19 protein-coding genes and 3 pseudogenes are annotated in these 14,738 nt (G+C 62.2%); 13 read left to right on the top strand and 9 right to left on the bottom strand.

Going from position 1 to position 14,738, the window contains the following annotated elements:
* Positions 1-9: 9 nt before the first annotated feature.
* On the bottom strand, positions 10-633 hold the full coding sequence (locus tag NKJ12_RS20545; RefSeq protein ID WP_352704686.1) for a hypothetical protein: 624 nt from the start codon (positions 631-633) through the stop codon (positions 10-12).
* 143 nt (positions 634-776) lie between these two features.
* Here NKJ12_RS20545 and NKJ12_RS20540 point away from each other — a divergent pair.
* A pseudogene (locus NKJ12_RS20540) lies at positions 777-1,033 on the top strand (KUP/HAK/KT family potassium transporter); the annotation flags it as partial.
* Positions 1,034-1,194: 161 nt separating this feature from the next.
* Positions 1,195-1,389, top strand: coding sequence for a hypothetical protein (locus NKJ12_RS20535; protein ID WP_254819356.1), 195 nt, complete (start codon positions 1,195-1,197; stop codon positions 1,387-1,389).
* A 56-nt stretch (positions 1,390-1,445) separates the two neighbouring features.
* Here the strand turns inward: NKJ12_RS20535 and NKJ12_RS20530 are convergent, their stop codons facing one another.
* A complete protein-coding gene (locus NKJ12_RS20530) occupies positions 1,446-2,636 on the bottom strand; it encodes an MFS transporter (protein WP_352509017.1) in 1,191 nt (396 codons plus the stop codon).
* 78 nt (positions 2,637-2,714) lie between these two features.
* The gene (locus NKJ12_RS20525) at positions 2,715-3,452 is read right to left on the bottom strand and encodes an MBL fold metallo-hydrolase (protein ID WP_352704684.1); all 738 of its coding nucleotides are present in this window, start codon (positions 3,450-3,452) and stop codon (positions 2,715-2,717) included.
* A 70-nt stretch (positions 3,453-3,522) separates the two neighbouring features.
* Here NKJ12_RS20525 and NKJ12_RS20520 point away from each other — a divergent pair, with 70 nt between their 5' ends.
* Positions 3,523-4,191, top strand: coding sequence for an ArsR/SmtB family transcription factor (locus tag NKJ12_RS20520; RefSeq protein WP_352704682.1), 669 nt, complete (start codon positions 3,523-3,525; stop codon positions 4,189-4,191).
* Between the two features lie 100 nt (positions 4,192-4,291).
* On the opposite strand, the gene NKJ12_RS20515 is transcribed toward NKJ12_RS20520, so the two are convergent.
* Entirely contained in the window at positions 4,292-4,597 is a 306-nt protein-coding gene (locus tag NKJ12_RS20515; protein ID WP_352704680.1) for a hypothetical protein, read from the bottom strand.
* Positions 4,598-4,777: 180 nt separating this feature from the next.
* Between NKJ12_RS20515 and NKJ12_RS20510 the strand changes: the two genes are divergently transcribed.
* The 6 genes from NKJ12_RS20510 to NKJ12_RS20485 all read left to right on the top strand — a co-directional run bounded on the left by NKJ12_RS20510 (position 4,778) and on the right by NKJ12_RS20485 (position 9,347).
* Positions 4,778-5,164, top strand: a complete 387-nt coding sequence (locus NKJ12_RS20510; protein ID WP_352704678.1) for a hypothetical protein — start codon at positions 4,778-4,780, stop codon at positions 5,162-5,164.
* 139 nt (positions 5,165-5,303) lie between these two features.
* Positions 5,304-6,740, top strand: a complete 1,437-nt coding sequence (locus NKJ12_RS20505) for a multicopper oxidase family protein (RefSeq protein ID WP_352704676.1) — start codon at positions 5,304-5,306, stop codon at positions 6,738-6,740.
* A 28-nt stretch (positions 6,741-6,768) separates the two neighbouring features.
* Complete coding sequence (locus tag NKJ12_RS20500) at positions 6,769-7,209, top strand: DUF411 domain-containing protein (protein WP_352704674.1); 441 nt, start codon at positions 6,769-6,771, stop codon at positions 7,207-7,209.
* A 7-nt stretch (positions 7,210-7,216) separates the two neighbouring features.
* Positions 7,217-7,765 (top strand): TlpA disulfide reductase family protein, encoded by a 549-nt coding sequence (locus tag NKJ12_RS20495; RefSeq protein WP_352704672.1) that lies wholly within the window; start codon positions 7,217-7,219, stop codon positions 7,763-7,765.
* Positions 7,765-8,514, top strand: a complete 750-nt coding sequence (locus NKJ12_RS20490) for an SCO family protein (RefSeq protein WP_502905721.1) — start codon at positions 7,765-7,767, stop codon at positions 8,512-8,514. The genes NKJ12_RS20495 and NKJ12_RS20490 overlap by 1 nt, the downstream gene beginning before the upstream one ends.
* A 44-nt stretch (positions 8,515-8,558) precedes the next feature.
* The gene (locus tag NKJ12_RS20485; RefSeq protein WP_352704670.1) at positions 8,559-9,347 is read left to right on the top strand and encodes a DsbA family protein; all 789 of its coding nucleotides are present in this window, start codon (positions 8,559-8,561) and stop codon (positions 9,345-9,347) included.
* Here NKJ12_RS20485 and NKJ12_RS20480 read toward each other — a convergent pair.
* Positions 9,319-9,549 (bottom strand): hypothetical protein, encoded by a 231-nt coding sequence (locus NKJ12_RS20480; RefSeq protein WP_352704668.1) that lies wholly within the window; start codon positions 9,547-9,549, stop codon positions 9,319-9,321. The genes NKJ12_RS20485 and NKJ12_RS20480 overlap by 29 nt on opposite strands.
* 80 nt (positions 9,550-9,629) lie before the next feature.
* Here NKJ12_RS20480 and NKJ12_RS20475 point away from each other — a divergent pair, with 80 nt between their 5' ends.
* Entirely contained in the window at positions 9,630-9,896 is a 267-nt protein-coding gene (locus NKJ12_RS20475; RefSeq protein WP_352704666.1) for a hypothetical protein, read from the top strand.
* A 489-nt stretch (positions 9,897-10,385) separates the two neighbouring features.
* On the opposite strand, the gene NKJ12_RS20470 is transcribed toward NKJ12_RS20475, so the two are convergent.
* Positions 10,386-11,252, bottom strand: coding sequence for a class I SAM-dependent methyltransferase (locus tag NKJ12_RS20470; RefSeq protein WP_352704664.1), 867 nt, complete (start codon positions 11,250-11,252; stop codon positions 10,386-10,388).
* 152 nt (positions 11,253-11,404) lie between these two features.
* On the opposite strand from NKJ12_RS20470, the pseudogene NKJ12_RS20465 reads away from it, so the two are divergent.
* From NKJ12_RS20465 to NKJ12_RS20455, 3 genes and pseudogenes are all read left to right on the top strand, one after another.
* Positions 11,405-11,590: pseudogene (locus NKJ12_RS20465) on the top strand (TetR/AcrR family transcriptional regulator); the annotation flags it as partial.
* A 102-nt stretch (positions 11,591-11,692) separates the two neighbouring features.
* Positions 11,693-12,004, top strand: coding sequence for a TetR-like C-terminal domain-containing protein (locus tag NKJ12_RS20460; RefSeq protein ID WP_352691279.1), 312 nt, complete (start codon positions 11,693-11,695; stop codon positions 12,002-12,004).
* 121 nt (positions 12,005-12,125) lie between these two features.
* Positions 12,126-12,309: pseudogene (locus tag NKJ12_RS20455) on the top strand (multicopper oxidase domain-containing protein); the annotation flags it as partial.
* A 5-nt stretch (positions 12,310-12,314) separates the two neighbouring features.
* On the opposite strand, the gene NKJ12_RS20450 reads toward NKJ12_RS20455, so the two are convergent.
* From NKJ12_RS20450 to NKJ12_RS20440, 3 genes are all read right to left on the bottom strand, one after another.
* A complete protein-coding gene (locus tag NKJ12_RS20450; RefSeq protein ID WP_352691278.1) occupies positions 12,315-13,187 on the bottom strand; it encodes a DUF2182 domain-containing protein in 873 nt (290 codons plus the stop codon).
* A gap of 4 nt (positions 13,188-13,191) precedes the next feature.
* The gene (locus tag NKJ12_RS20445) at positions 13,192-13,830 is read right to left on the bottom strand and encodes a DUF1326 domain-containing protein (protein ID WP_352479367.1); all 639 of its coding nucleotides are present in this window, start codon (positions 13,828-13,830) and stop codon (positions 13,192-13,194) included.
* Between the two features lie 640 nt (positions 13,831-14,470).
* Positions 14,471-14,738: hypothetical protein (locus tag NKJ12_RS20440; RefSeq protein WP_352704661.1), on the bottom strand; the 268-nt coding region annotated here is incomplete at its 5' end.

Below are 14,738 nucleotides of genomic sequence, written 5' to 3'. Positions count from 1 at the left end.
AGGCGTGAGCTAAAAGCGATAACGCACTCCGACAGTATTCGCGTTGGAACCCTCTCCCATGTTTCCAAACGTGCCTCCGGCGCCGGATCTGTGATGGAGTTGATAGACAAGCTCGACGTTGGGAGCTTGCCTTAGTCTGAAAGAAAGCTCCGCGCCGATAAAACCAAGGAAGGATGCATCGCCATCGTAATGGATTTCGCGGGCGTGCTCGATCTCGGTGACGCCTGTAACGGCACTGACACCGGCCGTCAGCGCTGGCGCAATCGCCAGATCGCCGATGACAAGGCCCTGGTGGCGAAGCCGCATCCCGGCCCAAAGCTCTCCGGATGTATCGTCGTCCTCGCCAAACCTTATGGCAGCCCCAGTCACACCGCCAAGGACAAAACCGGCGCCAACATCGGCGAAATCACGGCCGTAAGCAGCTCCAATCATGTAATTGTTCGTATAGTCGGCTCCGAAGACGTTGATAGTATCCCCGAAGGACCCGGTCACAAAGACGCCCCCAAAAACATAGACGTCGTTCTTCGTCGGTTGACCGGCAGCGAAAGGATCTTCGGTTGCAAAATAGATGAAGGGAGAACTGTTGTCGGCGAGGGCGGAAGTGAAGGAACCGGTCAGAATCAGCGCAGCCAAAGCCGCTTGCACCCCGCGCATGCACAAGCTTCGAATCAATTCTCAGTTGATCATCATTCCTCCGGTGTTTCCCGTGAAGAAGCAAGTTCCCTGCTCCAGAAATTGGAGGGCTCTACCCCGTTGCTTGACCAAGGTTTTTCGGGACGCTGACCTTCGGCTATATGGGGCAGCCCAACATCCCCCGCGCGCTGGCGATCTGCCGCAAGAAGGCTGGAAGTTCGACATCACGAGATCCTTCTTCCTGTCGCGGCGCTCGCTCAAGACATCGCCCAATTCCGGCATGCCAGTCTGGCAGGACAAGCTGTTCACCGGGCTGGCGCGCACGGCGGCTGATGCGACTGAATATTGCAAGATTCCGACCGGACGTGTGGTCGAGATCGTAATCCAGGTGGCTGTCTAAGCTTCTGCATATACAGTAGGCGCTGGTCCGACTTGGCACCTGCCCATCCGTCAACCCAACGTGAGCCCACAGGCGCATTGGCTCGCGTCGACATCATATGGATTTATCCAACCCATGCGAGCATACTGCCTGAATGCGTTCCTTTAGCGAGGAACAAGCTGATGCGCGTCGGTACGAGAGGCGTTCCGATCGAATACTACACGCTAAGGATTGCCGAGCCGGCAGGCTCGCAATCTGGTGCTGGAGGCGACCCCAAAGCAGAACACCGCAACGAGATAGCCGACGAGACTGAAGCGCAGATCACGAACGGCCAGGCCGGCAATGATGGCCAGTTGCGCAACACCAATGTACCGTAGGATGAGTGTGAGCGAGTCCGTGAGTGCCATCGGATATCAGGCCGACCCCCGGTCGACTATCTGCGGGAAGGTTGGCGCGAACCTTTGGCGGCCTCCTGCATCGCGATGGCAACAATTGCGCCAGAGACAAACGTCAATGCGGCAATCGATGTTATCGCCCACGAGAGCCCGAAGCGATCGGCGATGAGACCTGCTGAGAGCGCGCCGATCGCGTAGCCGAGATCGCGCCAGAACCGATAGACGCTGAGCGAGCGGGCGCGCCAGCTGGGATGCGAGGCGTCGGAAACGGCAGCGATCAGACTTGGATAGACCATTGCCGTTCCAAGGCCGAGCAGAAGACTGCCGATGAGCCACCATTCGAACCGGCCCGTGGCGGCGGTAAGAAACAGACCGCCGGCCTGGGTCCACATCCCGGCGACGATCAGGCCCTTGCGGCCCCAGCGATCGCTCAAGGGGCCGGTGACGACCTGCAGGATTCCCCATGTTGCAGGATAGACCGCCTTCAGGATGCCGATGCGCTCGATGCCAAGTCCGAAGGACACGAAGAACAATGGGAAAATACCCCAGCTCATGCCGTCGTTGAGGTTGTTGACGAGGCCGGCTTGCGAAGCCGCGAACAGATTGCGATTCCGGAACGAGGTCAGCGCAAACACCTCCCGGAAACTGATCGGCACGGATTGCATTGCGTGAGCGGATGTTTCCAACCGGAGGTGGTCGCGCGTGTCACGGATTAGCAGCACCGACAATACGGTGCCGACGATGGCGTAGCCGATCCCGAGATAGATGGGCACCGGGCGCAGGCCGCATCGCGAAGCGAGATAGCCCGTGAGGAATGCCGTTACGCCGACGGCGAGATAGCCGGCAAATTCATTGAGGCCGACTGCAAGGCCACGTGATTTCGGACCGACGAGATCGACCTTCATGACCACAGTCATCGACCAGGCCAGTCCCTGATTGATGCCGAGCAGTGCATTGGCCGCAATCACCCATCCCCAGCTCGGAGCCCAGATGATCATGAACGGAACCGGCAAGCCGACAAGCCAGCCGAGGACGAGAACGCGCTTGCGTCCCCAGCTATCGGCGAGTTGGCCGGAGACGAGATTGGCAAGCGCCTTGACCACGCCGAAGCTCACGATGAAGGAGACGACAAGTGTCGTTGACGTGATGCCGAACTCTTCCGATCCGATGAGCGGCACGACCGTTCGCTCGATCCCGACCATGCCGCCGACAAAAGCATTCACCAGCATCAGGAGAGCAAACTGCCGCCAGTTTTCCCTAAGCCCAAGTCTGACAGTCGAGCCTGCTGACCGCGAAACGCCCATCGGTCAGGCCGCGGCGACCAACCCGGCATTGGTGGCTCGGTTGCGCGCCGCATCCGGCGGCGGGGGTGGTGTGTCGGCGACCATCGTGGCGACGAAGGTGCCCTCGTCCTCAATGCGGAATGCTTTGTTGAAGCGCCTCTCGAAGCCAATCGTCGATGTCGGCTTGCCGCTGAGCGAGCGCCCGCAGACCGAGCCGGAATATGCGCCGGGCAGCACCTCGACGTGATCCGGCAGTTGCTTGAAACGGCGCACGCTGGAAAACAGCGTCCGCGCCCCGGCCTCGGCGTCGGTTGCCAGTTCGGTTCGCCCGAGATCGCCAACCATCAGCGTGTGGCCTGTCAGCGCGAACCACGGCTCGCTCGCGCGTGTCCGATCGGTGACCAAAAGCGAAATGTGCTCCGGCGTATGCCCGGGCGTGTGCATGACGGCCATCGTCATATTGCCGAGCTCGAGCACGTCACCGTCCTTGGCGCGCAGAAACGGGAATCCGGCCTCCGCGCCTTCGAAGAGCAGGTATTCCGCGCCGGACGCTGCAGCGAGCGCCCGCCCGACGGAAATGTGGTCGGCATGGATGTGCGTGTCGACCACATAGAGGATGCGCATGCCCGTCGCCTCGGCGACCCTAAGGTAAGGCGCAATGTCACCGACCGGATCGACCACCGCAGCGGCCGATTTTCCACCACATCCGAACAGGTAGGATGCGGCGACGGGATCGGAATGGAGGAATTGACGGAGGATCATGGCTTGCGCTCCCTACCTCGCCTGCGGTAATATTCAATTATTCTGCTGAATGTTTCACCGAGGAACAGTCGTGTCAAGCGTTGGACCAAAACAGGCGATTTTCGCCAGCCTTGCCGAGGTGGCTCAGGCGCTCGGGCATGCGCACCGGCTGGAATTGCTGGAGCACCTCGCACAGGGTGAACGCAGCGTCGAAGGACTAGCGGCTCGGGCCGGCCTCAACTTTGCCAACGCCTCGCGCCACCTTCAAATCCTTCGACGCGCGCGACTTGTCGAGGCCGAGCGGCATGGCAAGCATATGCTCTATCGCCTTTCAGGAGATGTTCTGGTGGTTGAATTAATGAAGGCTCTGGGGCGCGTGGGCGAGCGGAACGTCGCCGAGGTCAACCGCGTCATGACCGACTATTTCCAGGCTCGCGACGCCTTGGAGGCTGTGTCGCGTGAAGAGCTTGTCTCAAGGTTGCGTGATGGCCTTGTCACGGTTCTCGATGTCCGGTCGGAGGACGAATTCGCGCTCGGACATCTACCGGGGGCGCTCAACATCCCGTTCGCTGAACTTGAAAACCGGCTGGCGGAACTTCCCGCGAACCGCGAGGTCATTGCCTATTGCCGCGGCCGTTATTGCGTTCTCTCGTTCGAGGCTGTCGCGGCACTGCGGGCGCGAGGGTATGTCGCTCACCGGCTCGAGGACGGGTATCCCGATTGGAAGGCCGCAGGCCTTCCAATTGAGGCAGCGGCCTGAGTGGTCCCGCAGCCAAAAGTTTTCGATCGAACAACATGACGCCACCAGTTCCGCGATCACCGCTGCTTGAGCTGAAGGACTATTCGGCCGAGTCCGTGTTTCAGGTTGAAACATGCTTCGCGAGGCGCGGCGGCAAAAAGGCCTGTCGCCGGAACGCATGCCTTCTGTGTGTGTCCTTGATCCGGACGGCGACATAGTGCGCCGGTTGCGCAAAGAAGGCCGCGCCCGCCCATCGTCGGGCTGGGCCTGCTATCATACCGTCCTTCACGAGTTCGAACTGGATGGCCAGACGCTTGGCATCATTTGGCTGTGCGGTCGGCTCCTCGTTCGCCGTGCCGGTCGCCGAGCAGCTTTTCGCGTCGGGGTGCCGCCTGCTGATCAGCATCACCTCGGCCGGCCAGATCACGGTGCTTGGACCACCGCCCTATTTCGTGCTGATCGACCGGGCCCTTCGCGATGAAGGAACTAGCCATCATTCGTTCCGCACGCTGAATTCACCGAAGCCAATCCGGAGCTTATCGCGTAAGTCTTGATGTCGCAGCATCGGGGACTTGCAAAAGCTGCATTTTGCGGCCAGCGTAGGCGGATGATGGCCCGGCTGTCGCCAAAGCATCTCCTCGTCATGCTAATAGCGGTCTTCCTGACCGCCGGGTTCAGCCTGTCTGCCGCTCAGGCCAGCGTCATGTCGGCCAAGATGGCGGACGCTATGGCGATGTCCACCGGTGCCAGCACAGGCACTTTGGCCGGTGCTTCCATGAACGGCGACTGCAGGGCGTGCCTCAAAGACATCGGCGACAGTGGCAACCCGATGCATTGTCCGCCGACCTGCATCGCACCGGTGCTGGCGGTGCTGCCGCAAGACCTCGCGGTGACGGCAGTTCTCCACGTGCAGCAGCCATCGACGCAAGCTGCCCCGTTCCTGCAGGGACGAAGTTCCCTACCCGACCCATACCCTCCCCGACTCAGCGCTTGACGCCGTTTCAGCCGTGACGCGGCTGATTCCCGGCGCCTGATCGCCTGTGTTGCGCATCGTTGCGCGCGCGGGCGCATACAGCATTCCAGTTCGATGCCGAGTGGCTCGCCATCGATCGAGATCGCAAAGGGCTAGCAGGGTGAAATACGATTTCAGTCATTCGATATCGCGCCGCGGGTTTTTTGCGGCGGCGGCGGGCGCTGCCGTGTCCTGCTCGCTGCGTCCTGCACGCGCCTCGACCGAGGACGAGCGCCGGATCAAGGTCGGCCCGGGCCAGGCGCTGCTCAATGGCGCCGACGGTCCGTCTACCGCAGTCTGGACCTATAGCGGCACCACCCCCGGCCCAACATTGCGCCTGCGGCAGGGCCAGCCGGTCCGCATCACTGTCGAGAACGGACTAGACGAAGACACGGCCGTCCATTGGCATGGCATCCGTTTGCCGAACGCCATGGACGGCGTGCCGGACCTGACCCAGAGGCCGATCGGACCGGGCGAGAACTTCGTCTATGAGTTCACGCCGCCAGATGCCGGCACCTTCTGGTACCATTCGCATGCCGACAGCCTGGTACAGATCGGCCGTGGACTCGCCGGCCCGCTGATCGTTGAGGAACGGGAGCCCGTCGCCGCCGACCGCGATCTCCTCTGGCTGCTGCAGGACTGGCGGCTCACCAGTGACGGCCAGATCGCCGGCGGCTTCGGCAGCATGATGGATGCGTCGATGTCGGGCCGCGTCGGCAATGCCGTCACCATCAACGGCGCGGCGCCGGCCGACCTGAGCGTGACGGCAGGTGAGCGCGTCAGACTGCGGCTCGCCAATGCCTGCCTTGCCCGCATGGTGGCGCTGCGCTTCGAGGGTCACCGTCCGGTGATCGTCGCGGTCGACGGCCAGCCCTGCGACCCGCATGAACCGGAAGACGGCCGCCTGGTGCTGGCGCCGGCCATGCGCATCGACATTATGCTCGACATGCAGGGTGGTCCCGGCAGCAGGCACGCCGTGGTCGATGACTTCTATGACGGCCTCGTCTACACGCTGACAACGCTTGCCTATGACAAGGCGCCGCCGCTGCGCCACCATCTTCTCGATGCTCCGCGTCGCCTGCCCGCCAATCCGCTGCCGGCCCCCGACCTGGCCAAGGCTGAACGGCATGAGATCGTCCTGCAAGGCGGCATGATGGGCGGCGGCAAGCTGGCCGGCGTCGGCGGCATGATGGGCATGGCGATGCCCGGCATGAACGGCGCCGCCGCCTGGGCAATCAACGGCATGTCGATGACCGGCGATGGCGATGCCGGCATGGCGCCGCAGTTTACGCTCAAACGCGGCGTGACTTGCCACCTCACTGTGCGCAACGAAACCGCCTGGTGGCACCCCATGCACGTTCACGGCTTCAGCCTGTCGGTGCTTTCGCGCAACGGCTTGCCGGTACCGCACCGCCAATGGCAGGACACGGTGCTGCTCGCCCCCAAGGACACGATCGAATGCGCCTTCGTTGCCGACAATCCCGGTGACTGGATGCTGCACTGCCATGTCGCCGATCACCAGATGGCCGGCCTGATGACAGTGTTCCGCGTGACCTGAAAGTTTTATCCAACCAAGGAGAACTGCAATGAAACTGACCTACCGCCTTGCCGCACTGTCCCTGCTGATCGCAACGCCGCTGCCCGCCTTCGCCGCAACGATCAACGCCGTCATGTACAAGAACCCGCAATGCAGCTGCTGTGAATCCTACGCCAACTATCTTGAGCACAATGGCTTCAAGGTCGATATCAAGCCGGTCAACAATCTCTCTCAAATCAGCAGCGATGCCGGCGTGCCGGCGGACCTTGAGGGCTGCCATACACTGATGGTCGACGGCTATGTCGTCGACGGCCTTGTGCCAGTCGAAATCGTCGAGAAGCTGTTGACCGAGCGGCCAGCCATTAGCGGCATCACGCTGGCCGGCATGCCGGCAGGCGCGCCCGGCATGGGCGGCGAGAAGTCCGAGACCTGGACGATCTACGCCTTCACCAAGGACGGCAAGGGGCCGACCGTCTATGCGACCGAGTGAGCGCACCGTGATCAAGTGCAAATGGGCTATCTTCCTTGTCTGCTCCCTGCTGGCGTTTCCGCCGCCCTCCGTGGCAGCGGGGGCACCTGAGAACTTCACACTGCTCGATACGCCCGCCGCCGTGCCGGAAATCAGCTTCGAGGACGGCACCGGCAAGCCGAAAACGCTCGCCGATTTCTCCGGTAAGGTGGTTCTGCTCAACATCTGGGCGACATGGTGCGCGCCCTGCCGCAAGGAAATGCCGACGCTTGACCGGCTGCAGGCCAAGCTCGGCGGACCGGATTTCGAGGTCGTCGCGCTGTCGATGGACCGGAAGGGTCCCGACGCCGTGAAGAAATTCTTCGCCGAGACCGGCGTTACACACCTTGCGCTGAACATCGATACCTCGGCCAAAGTCATGTTCACGCTCGGCGCGGTGGGCCTGCCGATGACCGTGCTTATCAACCGCGACGGCAAGGAGATCGGCCGGCTGATCGGGCCGGCTGAATGGGATTCTCCCAACATGGTCGATTTCATCCGCAGCCGTATTGCCGCTAGCCCGAAAGGAAAAGGCTGATGCTTGCCAGAAACCGGGAGCCGACCGTTCGGGACGTTTCATCCGCCTGGAACGAATGGATGCGTCTGTTGTGCGGCCTGATCGTCTTCACCGCGGTGATCGCCGGCTTCACGCATGGAGCGCGGGCGCATTCAATGGACGAAGTCGACGCCATGCTGCAGAACGACGAGAAATATTTCCAGCAGATCGACAGGCCAACGCCCGATTTCACGCTGCGCACCGCCGACGGTCGCATCGTGCGGCCGGCCGACCTCATCGGCAAGGTCGTCGTCCTCCATTTCATCTACACATTGTGCCCGGACGTCTGCCCGCTGCATGCCGAGAAGATCGCCGAGATCCAGAAGATGGTGAATAGCACGCCGATGAAGGATCAGGTCACCTTCGTGACGATCACCACCGATCCCACAAAGGACAAGCCCGATGTGCTCAATGCCTATGGACCGGCGCATGGGCTCGACCCTGTCAACTGGCTGTTCCTGACCACTGCCCCGGGCCAGCCGGAGGATATGACCCGCAATCTGGCGGAAGCCTTCGGTCACAAATTCAGCCTGACCAATGATGGCTACCAGATGCACGGGATCGTCACGCATGTGATCGACAAGGAGGGTCGCTGGCGGGCGAATTTCCACGGCCTGAACTTCGCGCCCGTCAATCTCGTCACCTTCGTCAACGCGCTCACCAACAATGTCGAGCGCACGCACCACGAACGGGACGAAGGCTGGCTGGCAAAATTGAAGAGCCTCTTTTGACGGAGAGGCACCGACATTCTCGACGACAAGAAAGGGAGACGCGCATGTTCACCAAGCCAAGAGATGCAGCCAGGTATTGCAGCGGCATCGCCCGCGCCCTGCTCTTTGCCGGCCTGACAGGATGGTTCCTGCTCAATCCGGGCTTTCAAGCCATACAGGCGAATGCTGCAGGCGAAATGTCCCAGGATCAGTTCGACCAGCGGATACACGACTATATCCTGGCGCATCCGGAGGTTCTCGTGCAGGCGCTGAAAAGCCTGGACCAGCGCCAGCGTGAAGCAGATGCAGCCCAGGCCAGGCAGGTGCTCAAGGCGCGCGCGGACGACATCTTCCGTGACAAGCAAAGTCCAGTCGGCGGCAACGCCGAGGGCAACGTTACCCTGGTCGAGTTCTTCGACTATAATTGCCCCTATTGCAGGCAGATGGCGCCGGTCATGGAACAGGCTGCGGCCGACGATCCGCAACTCAGGATCGTCTACAAGGAATTCCCCATCCTCGGCCCAGATTCGGTGTTCGCGGCCAAGGCGGCGCTCGCCGCCGACAAGCAGGGCAAATACACAGCGTTTCACAAGTCGCTCTATGGGTCCAAGACAAGGGTGACCGAGGCGGCCGTCCTCAAGATCGCCGCCGAGGCCGGGCTGGACGTCGAGCGCATGAAGGGCGATATGCGGCAGCCGGACATCCAGGCGCTGATCGACCGCAACATGGAACTGGCCCAGGCGCTGAGAATAACGGGAACGCCGGGATTTATCGCCGGCGACCAGATTTTTCCCGGCGCCACCGATCTTGCGACGCTGAAGAAGCTCATCGAGCAGGCGAGGAGCGGCAAATGACAAGGACCCCAAATCGACGCACGGTCATTCTCGGCGTCTTCGGCGCCGCCACGGCTGCAGGCTTTCTCGGACCGGATTTGGCAATCGCTGCCGACGATCCCGAATTGACCAAACGTTTCAAAGATCTCAGCGAGAGCGGCAACAGCACCTGCTCGGCCAAGTTTACCGAGTCGATCGCGACCATGCCCGCGATGGCGCGCATCAAGGGCTCGTGCTGCAGCCCGATGGAACTGAAACGCTCGCGAGCAGGTAAATGGGCTTACCCAATATCGCGCCATCCCGATGATCCCCAGCGACCCGTACGACATACCGGCGGCGACCGCGCAGCAGATGCTGCCTTACTACGATCTGAAGCTCACCGGGGACGAGCAGAAGGCCTACGATTACGCGATGGCCAATTCCGAGGAGAAGGGCCCCTGCTGCTGCCCGTGCTGGCGCTGGAGAGTGTATGGCGGACTGGCGAAATACCTGATCCACGAACACGGATTTGACGGCAGGCAAATTGTGAACGTATGGGACCTGTCCGACGGCTGCGGCGGGGGAATGTAGAGCTGCCGGAGTATGCATCTTTCCCCGTTCTGTAACCGGAATCACCGTTGTCTTGGCGGAGGTTGCCGGCGACTTAACTTAGCTTGCACTCGCCAATCGTGGGCGGCGAACTCAGCCTTCGCGCTAGAGGATCATTTCCATGATGGATGGGTCAGGGGGCATGTGGTTGATGAGTGGGATGGGCCTCATCTGGATCCTGGTGTTGGTCGCCCTCGTGCTCGCGATCGCAGCGCTCGTCAAATATCTACAACGCTGACCGATTGAAGCGCCGAGACGTTGGCCGCCGCGGCGGGCTTCGGCCGAGATCAGCAACGACATGCGGATCAGGGGCTTGCCGTCACGACCCACGTCGACGACCCTGCCACGAGTCGGCAAGGCCGGCGCTCAGTTCGCACGACCCGCCAGACTGCAATGCCTTCGAGTCCCGGGCTCCATGTCGCGTGACTTTTCGGGGCGACGCTTAGTTCTGGCGGCTATCGCATGCCTCGGTCACGCTGATCGGACCTTGTCCGTCGTCGCGCGAACATAGTTCAGGTTCTTGGTTCCGACGGCGCCGACCTTGAATCCGCTCTCGGTCAACAACGAGGCGATCCCATTCATGTCCACGTGACCATGTCGATGAAGTCTCGGCAATCTGGACTTGCGTACCGGCCTGCCGAAATCGATAAGCAACAGCCGGCCAGTGGGCTTCAAGACGCGTGCTGCCTCGCGGACGAAGGCCGATCGAACGGGCTTCGACAGATGATGCAGCATCAGCGTGCCGATCACAATGTCGAACTGCGCGTCCTTGAAGGGAAGCTTCTGCGCCGTCCCGTTGACGAAAGTCAGATCGAGGCCAGACCTTTTGGCCTTGGCGCGCGCCCTCTCGATCATTTCAGCCGAAGCATCGACGCCCGTGACGCCTCCATCAGAACCCACTAGCCGCTTCGCGGCAATCGCAAGGGTTCCCGTCCCGCAGGCGACATCAAGCACCGCTTCGCCGGGCCGGAGCTTCGCCAAGCGAAGCATGTGCTCGCGAAACCGCCCCTCGCGGCCGAGGGTCAGAACGCGCGCAAGCCAGTCATAGCCCGCCGCCCGGTGCAGGACGATGCCGATCCCCCTGTCGCTCGCGCCGTGCGTGCCTTTTCCGCCGAGGCCTATGCGAGAAAGGAAGCCCCAGAGCAATACGATCGCGATTGCCGCTAGGATAAGGCCGTGGAACGCCGCCACCCAGGCGCCGGCGCCGATGTAGCCCATGCCAAAATTGCCCAGAAAGAGGAAGCCGGCGACGAGCGACAGTTTGGCAAGCAGGGCCATCGCGATCACGCCCTTGCGCGAATGCCGTCCGTTGCCGGCGCGGTGACCAGATAAGTGCATGTCGGCGACCTTCCGTTGCGGCCTGTCCAATATACGATTTGAGCTTCTGGACTTGGCGTATCATACTGGACACAATGTCCAGCATGAGATTCCGGACACCAGACCTTTGAATGTCCAGAAGCAGGCGCCGAACGTGGCGATGACCATAAAAAATCGACCGAACGAGCGACTCAAACACCATCGATCGCCGCGTCGCGCGGACGCGCGCGCTGCTGCAGGATGCGCTTATTGCCCTGATCCCGGAGCACGCATATGCGGCCATCACGGTCGACGACATTTGTCAGAGAGCAAATGTCGGCAGGTCGACCTTCTATACCCACTACGCAGACAAGGATGCTCTACGCAGCGCGACCATCGAGGCGCATCTGGGGTCGCTAAGCCGTGGGCGCATGTCGGCAAGTCAGGAGATTGGTGCTCGCCTGTTTGCGTTTAGCCTTCCCATGTTCGAACACGCACTTGCGTTCCGGTCGCTTCACCACGCGCTGCTTGCGAGCAGCGGCGACACGATCCATGACGAATTGCGCGAGCGTATCCGGCGCGCCGTCCGAGCAGAACTTGTCGGAAAGCGGGTCGGTGGAGGTGGAGTGCCCGTCGAATTCGCCGTCCAGTTCATCGCCGGCGCATTTCTTGCGGTCCTCACCTGGTGGGTCGCCACCGACACGAACCTTTCACCGGCGCAAGCGGATGATCTGTTCCAGGGAATGGCGGGAAACGGTGTCGGCGCCTGGGATATATCAGGCTCCGATTCGTAAAACGGGATTGGCCTTGGCGGCGGCAGACGTGGCGCCTGATAGCGGTCGCCAGGAGGACTTATCGGGCTGGACTTGCCGAAGTGCCGATGGCGAGAAAGCTCCACTCCAGCGGCTCGCGCCAGAGACGATCCGCGTGAAGGTCGGCGAGACCCTGAAAGTGCGTTTCATCGGCACCAACAACGGCTTCATCCCACGCCATGCACATCCATGGCGGGCTCTTCGAGGTGGTCACCCGCGACGGAGAGACGATTTTCCCTTCGGCCCGCTTCCTTGCCGACACCGTTAATGTCGGGTCGAGCCGTCGTCGGCGCTACCCTGCCATCCATGGCATCGCCACCGCGCCGCTCGCCACCGCGATGCCGAGTGCGAGCAACGCGATCCCCACCGTCGCCTCGAAGCGGCGGCCGCGCGGCAACAGCTTCTCGACGAAGACGACCAGCGTCAAAAGCAGCATCCAGGCGAGGCTCATGACACCGGCCGCGACCAGAACGGCAAACAACGCCCAGCAGCAGCCGAGGCAGTACAGGCCGTGCCGCAGCCCCATGCGAAGGGCGCCGATCCGCCCGTCGCGCCAGTGCTCGGCAATGAAGGCCAGTGGCGAGCGGCAGTGCCCGAGGCAGATGTGCTTGGCCGCCGTGAACTGGTAGAGCCCAGCCGCTGCGAGCGTGGCGCCGAGCGCGAGCTGCGCCCAACGCGAACGCTGAGGCGGATCGAAGCTCATCGCGATATCGCTGCCGAGCTGGACCAGCGCATACACTAGAAAGCCGGCTCCAGCCCAGACGAGGATATAGCCGGCGACGAAGATCCAGGTCGGAACTGCAACGCGGCGTTCGCGCCTTGACTGTGCCGACGCGAACATGAAGATCATCGGCGCAGCAGCAGGCAGCATCATCGCCGCCATCATCACGGTCCATACCGCGAGAAACACGGCGGCGTTGCCGATCGACCAAGGCTCGGCGGCGATGCCGCCCATCGCCATGCCGGCCATACCCTCCACGCCTCCCATCCGGCCGCGCACGGCAATGCCCATCGGCATGTTCATGCTGAGGGTTTGGTAGAGCGTCACCGCCCAGGCTGCCGCCGTCAGCAGCGCGAGGGAAGCAAGCAGGCCGAGTGGCACGCCGCCCAGCCTTCTGACAAGCGGCGGCAAGGAGAACCGGCCGATGGCGCGTGGGTCTGCCACCGCCTTAGCTCGGGCCGGTCCACTCGAACGGTATGTGCTTGCTCGAGCGGGCAGTGCCCGTCCAGTCGAGGCCGAAGCCCTTGGTGCTGACCTCGACGGAACGGCCCCAGGTGGCAACCTGGCCGGGACCGACCTCGGAGCCCGGTGGGTTGATCGTCTGCACGCGTTTGCCGGGTGGGGTAGTCGGCCCCGAAAGCGCTTCCGCACGCCCGACGACGCGGCCAGGGATCTCGACCCGCCAGGTGGCGAGGTCGCCCGCCACCTCGAAGGCGATCGGCACAAACTCCATGCCGCGCATTTCGCCAATGTTGGCGGCAAAGCCCGCCGGCCAGCCGCCGGCCTGCCCGCCGAAGATGGTCTGCAGCGCCTCGCGCTGCTTCTCGTTGGCCTTCTCATCAAGGTACATGCCCATGACGGCCTTTGCCTCGCCGGCCCAGAGATTGCCTTCGAACTCTCCGAGCGCCACCAGCGTCAGGCCGTCGAGCTTCACGTCACCGTATTGGCCCTCACGCACGTGCCAGGCGAGCACGCCCTGGCAGTGATTGCCGGTCGGCCGCTGTGCAAATTCGCAAGGACAAGGGATGTCGCAGCTGCAGATGTCGAACCAGTCGCCTGCGAGCCGCCATCGAGGAACTGCGTTCATGGCTCTTACTCCCGAGAACTGATGGGGCAAGATTACTCCATCGGCGCTCGCGGCGCCACGTCTTACCTAGGCGGGGTAATGGGCCGCTAAGCGGGCGGCTCACTTTGCTACGGCGCTTGGGTGGCGCGCTCCGCTCGCGGCCTGCTTGGCGGTCCGTTACCCCATCTAGTCAGCGAAGCCATCGAAGGCGCGGTGACACGCACGCTTTGCCGTTTCGTAGATCACGCCTCGCCGATTGCTTCGGCCATTCGTCGAGAAAATCGAAAGCATCCTCAAGACAGGCGATCTCTTGAATGAGACCTTCCGCGGCTCTCACGAACACGGGACTCTCAAATGCTCTCTCGCTCATCGAAACCTCCAATCTTTGAACGATTTCAGGTGGTTGAGGATGGTCGCCCCAGCAATCGGCAGCGACCTGCGGGAAATATGTGAAGGCCGATTTTCGACGTCAAGACCGCATGAAGCCAGTGCGCTATCCGACAAAAGTCCTCGGTTACGACGGACACGGTGAGTGCTACTCAGGCGACGGCCCGCTCGGTCCAGCCGGTGGGTTGAACGAACGTCACTCGCTTGGTCTATGGCACACGCTCACCCTCTGCGCAGAACGCGGACCAGATCGGCCTCTTCTCCTGTCCTATTTTCACGCCGCAGCCGCCCTTTTGCCGCACTGGGCAGTCCGACCCGTGGAGAAGTGGATCCGGATCAAGCCGTGCAAGACAGACAAAAGCAAGGTGCGCAGCCAGCCGGTGGTCGTCGAATTGCCGTTGCTGCCGGAGCTCGCGGCCGAGCTTTCGTGCGCACTGGCGGGCAATGGCAGCAGGTGTGAGCGGCCCGAGACATAGGTGACGATTTGTACCGGACACATAGGTAACACTTTTCGGTTTTTGCCGGGAGGTGTTGATGCCGTG

Origin of the sequence: Mesorhizobium sp. M0195, assembly GCF_040322115.1 — a bacterium.
GTDB lineage: Bacteria > Pseudomonadota > Alphaproteobacteria > Rhizobiales > Rhizobiaceae > Mesorhizobium.
Note: the sequence above shows the minus strand (reverse complement) of the source record. Positions and strands in the feature narration are given on the sequence as shown.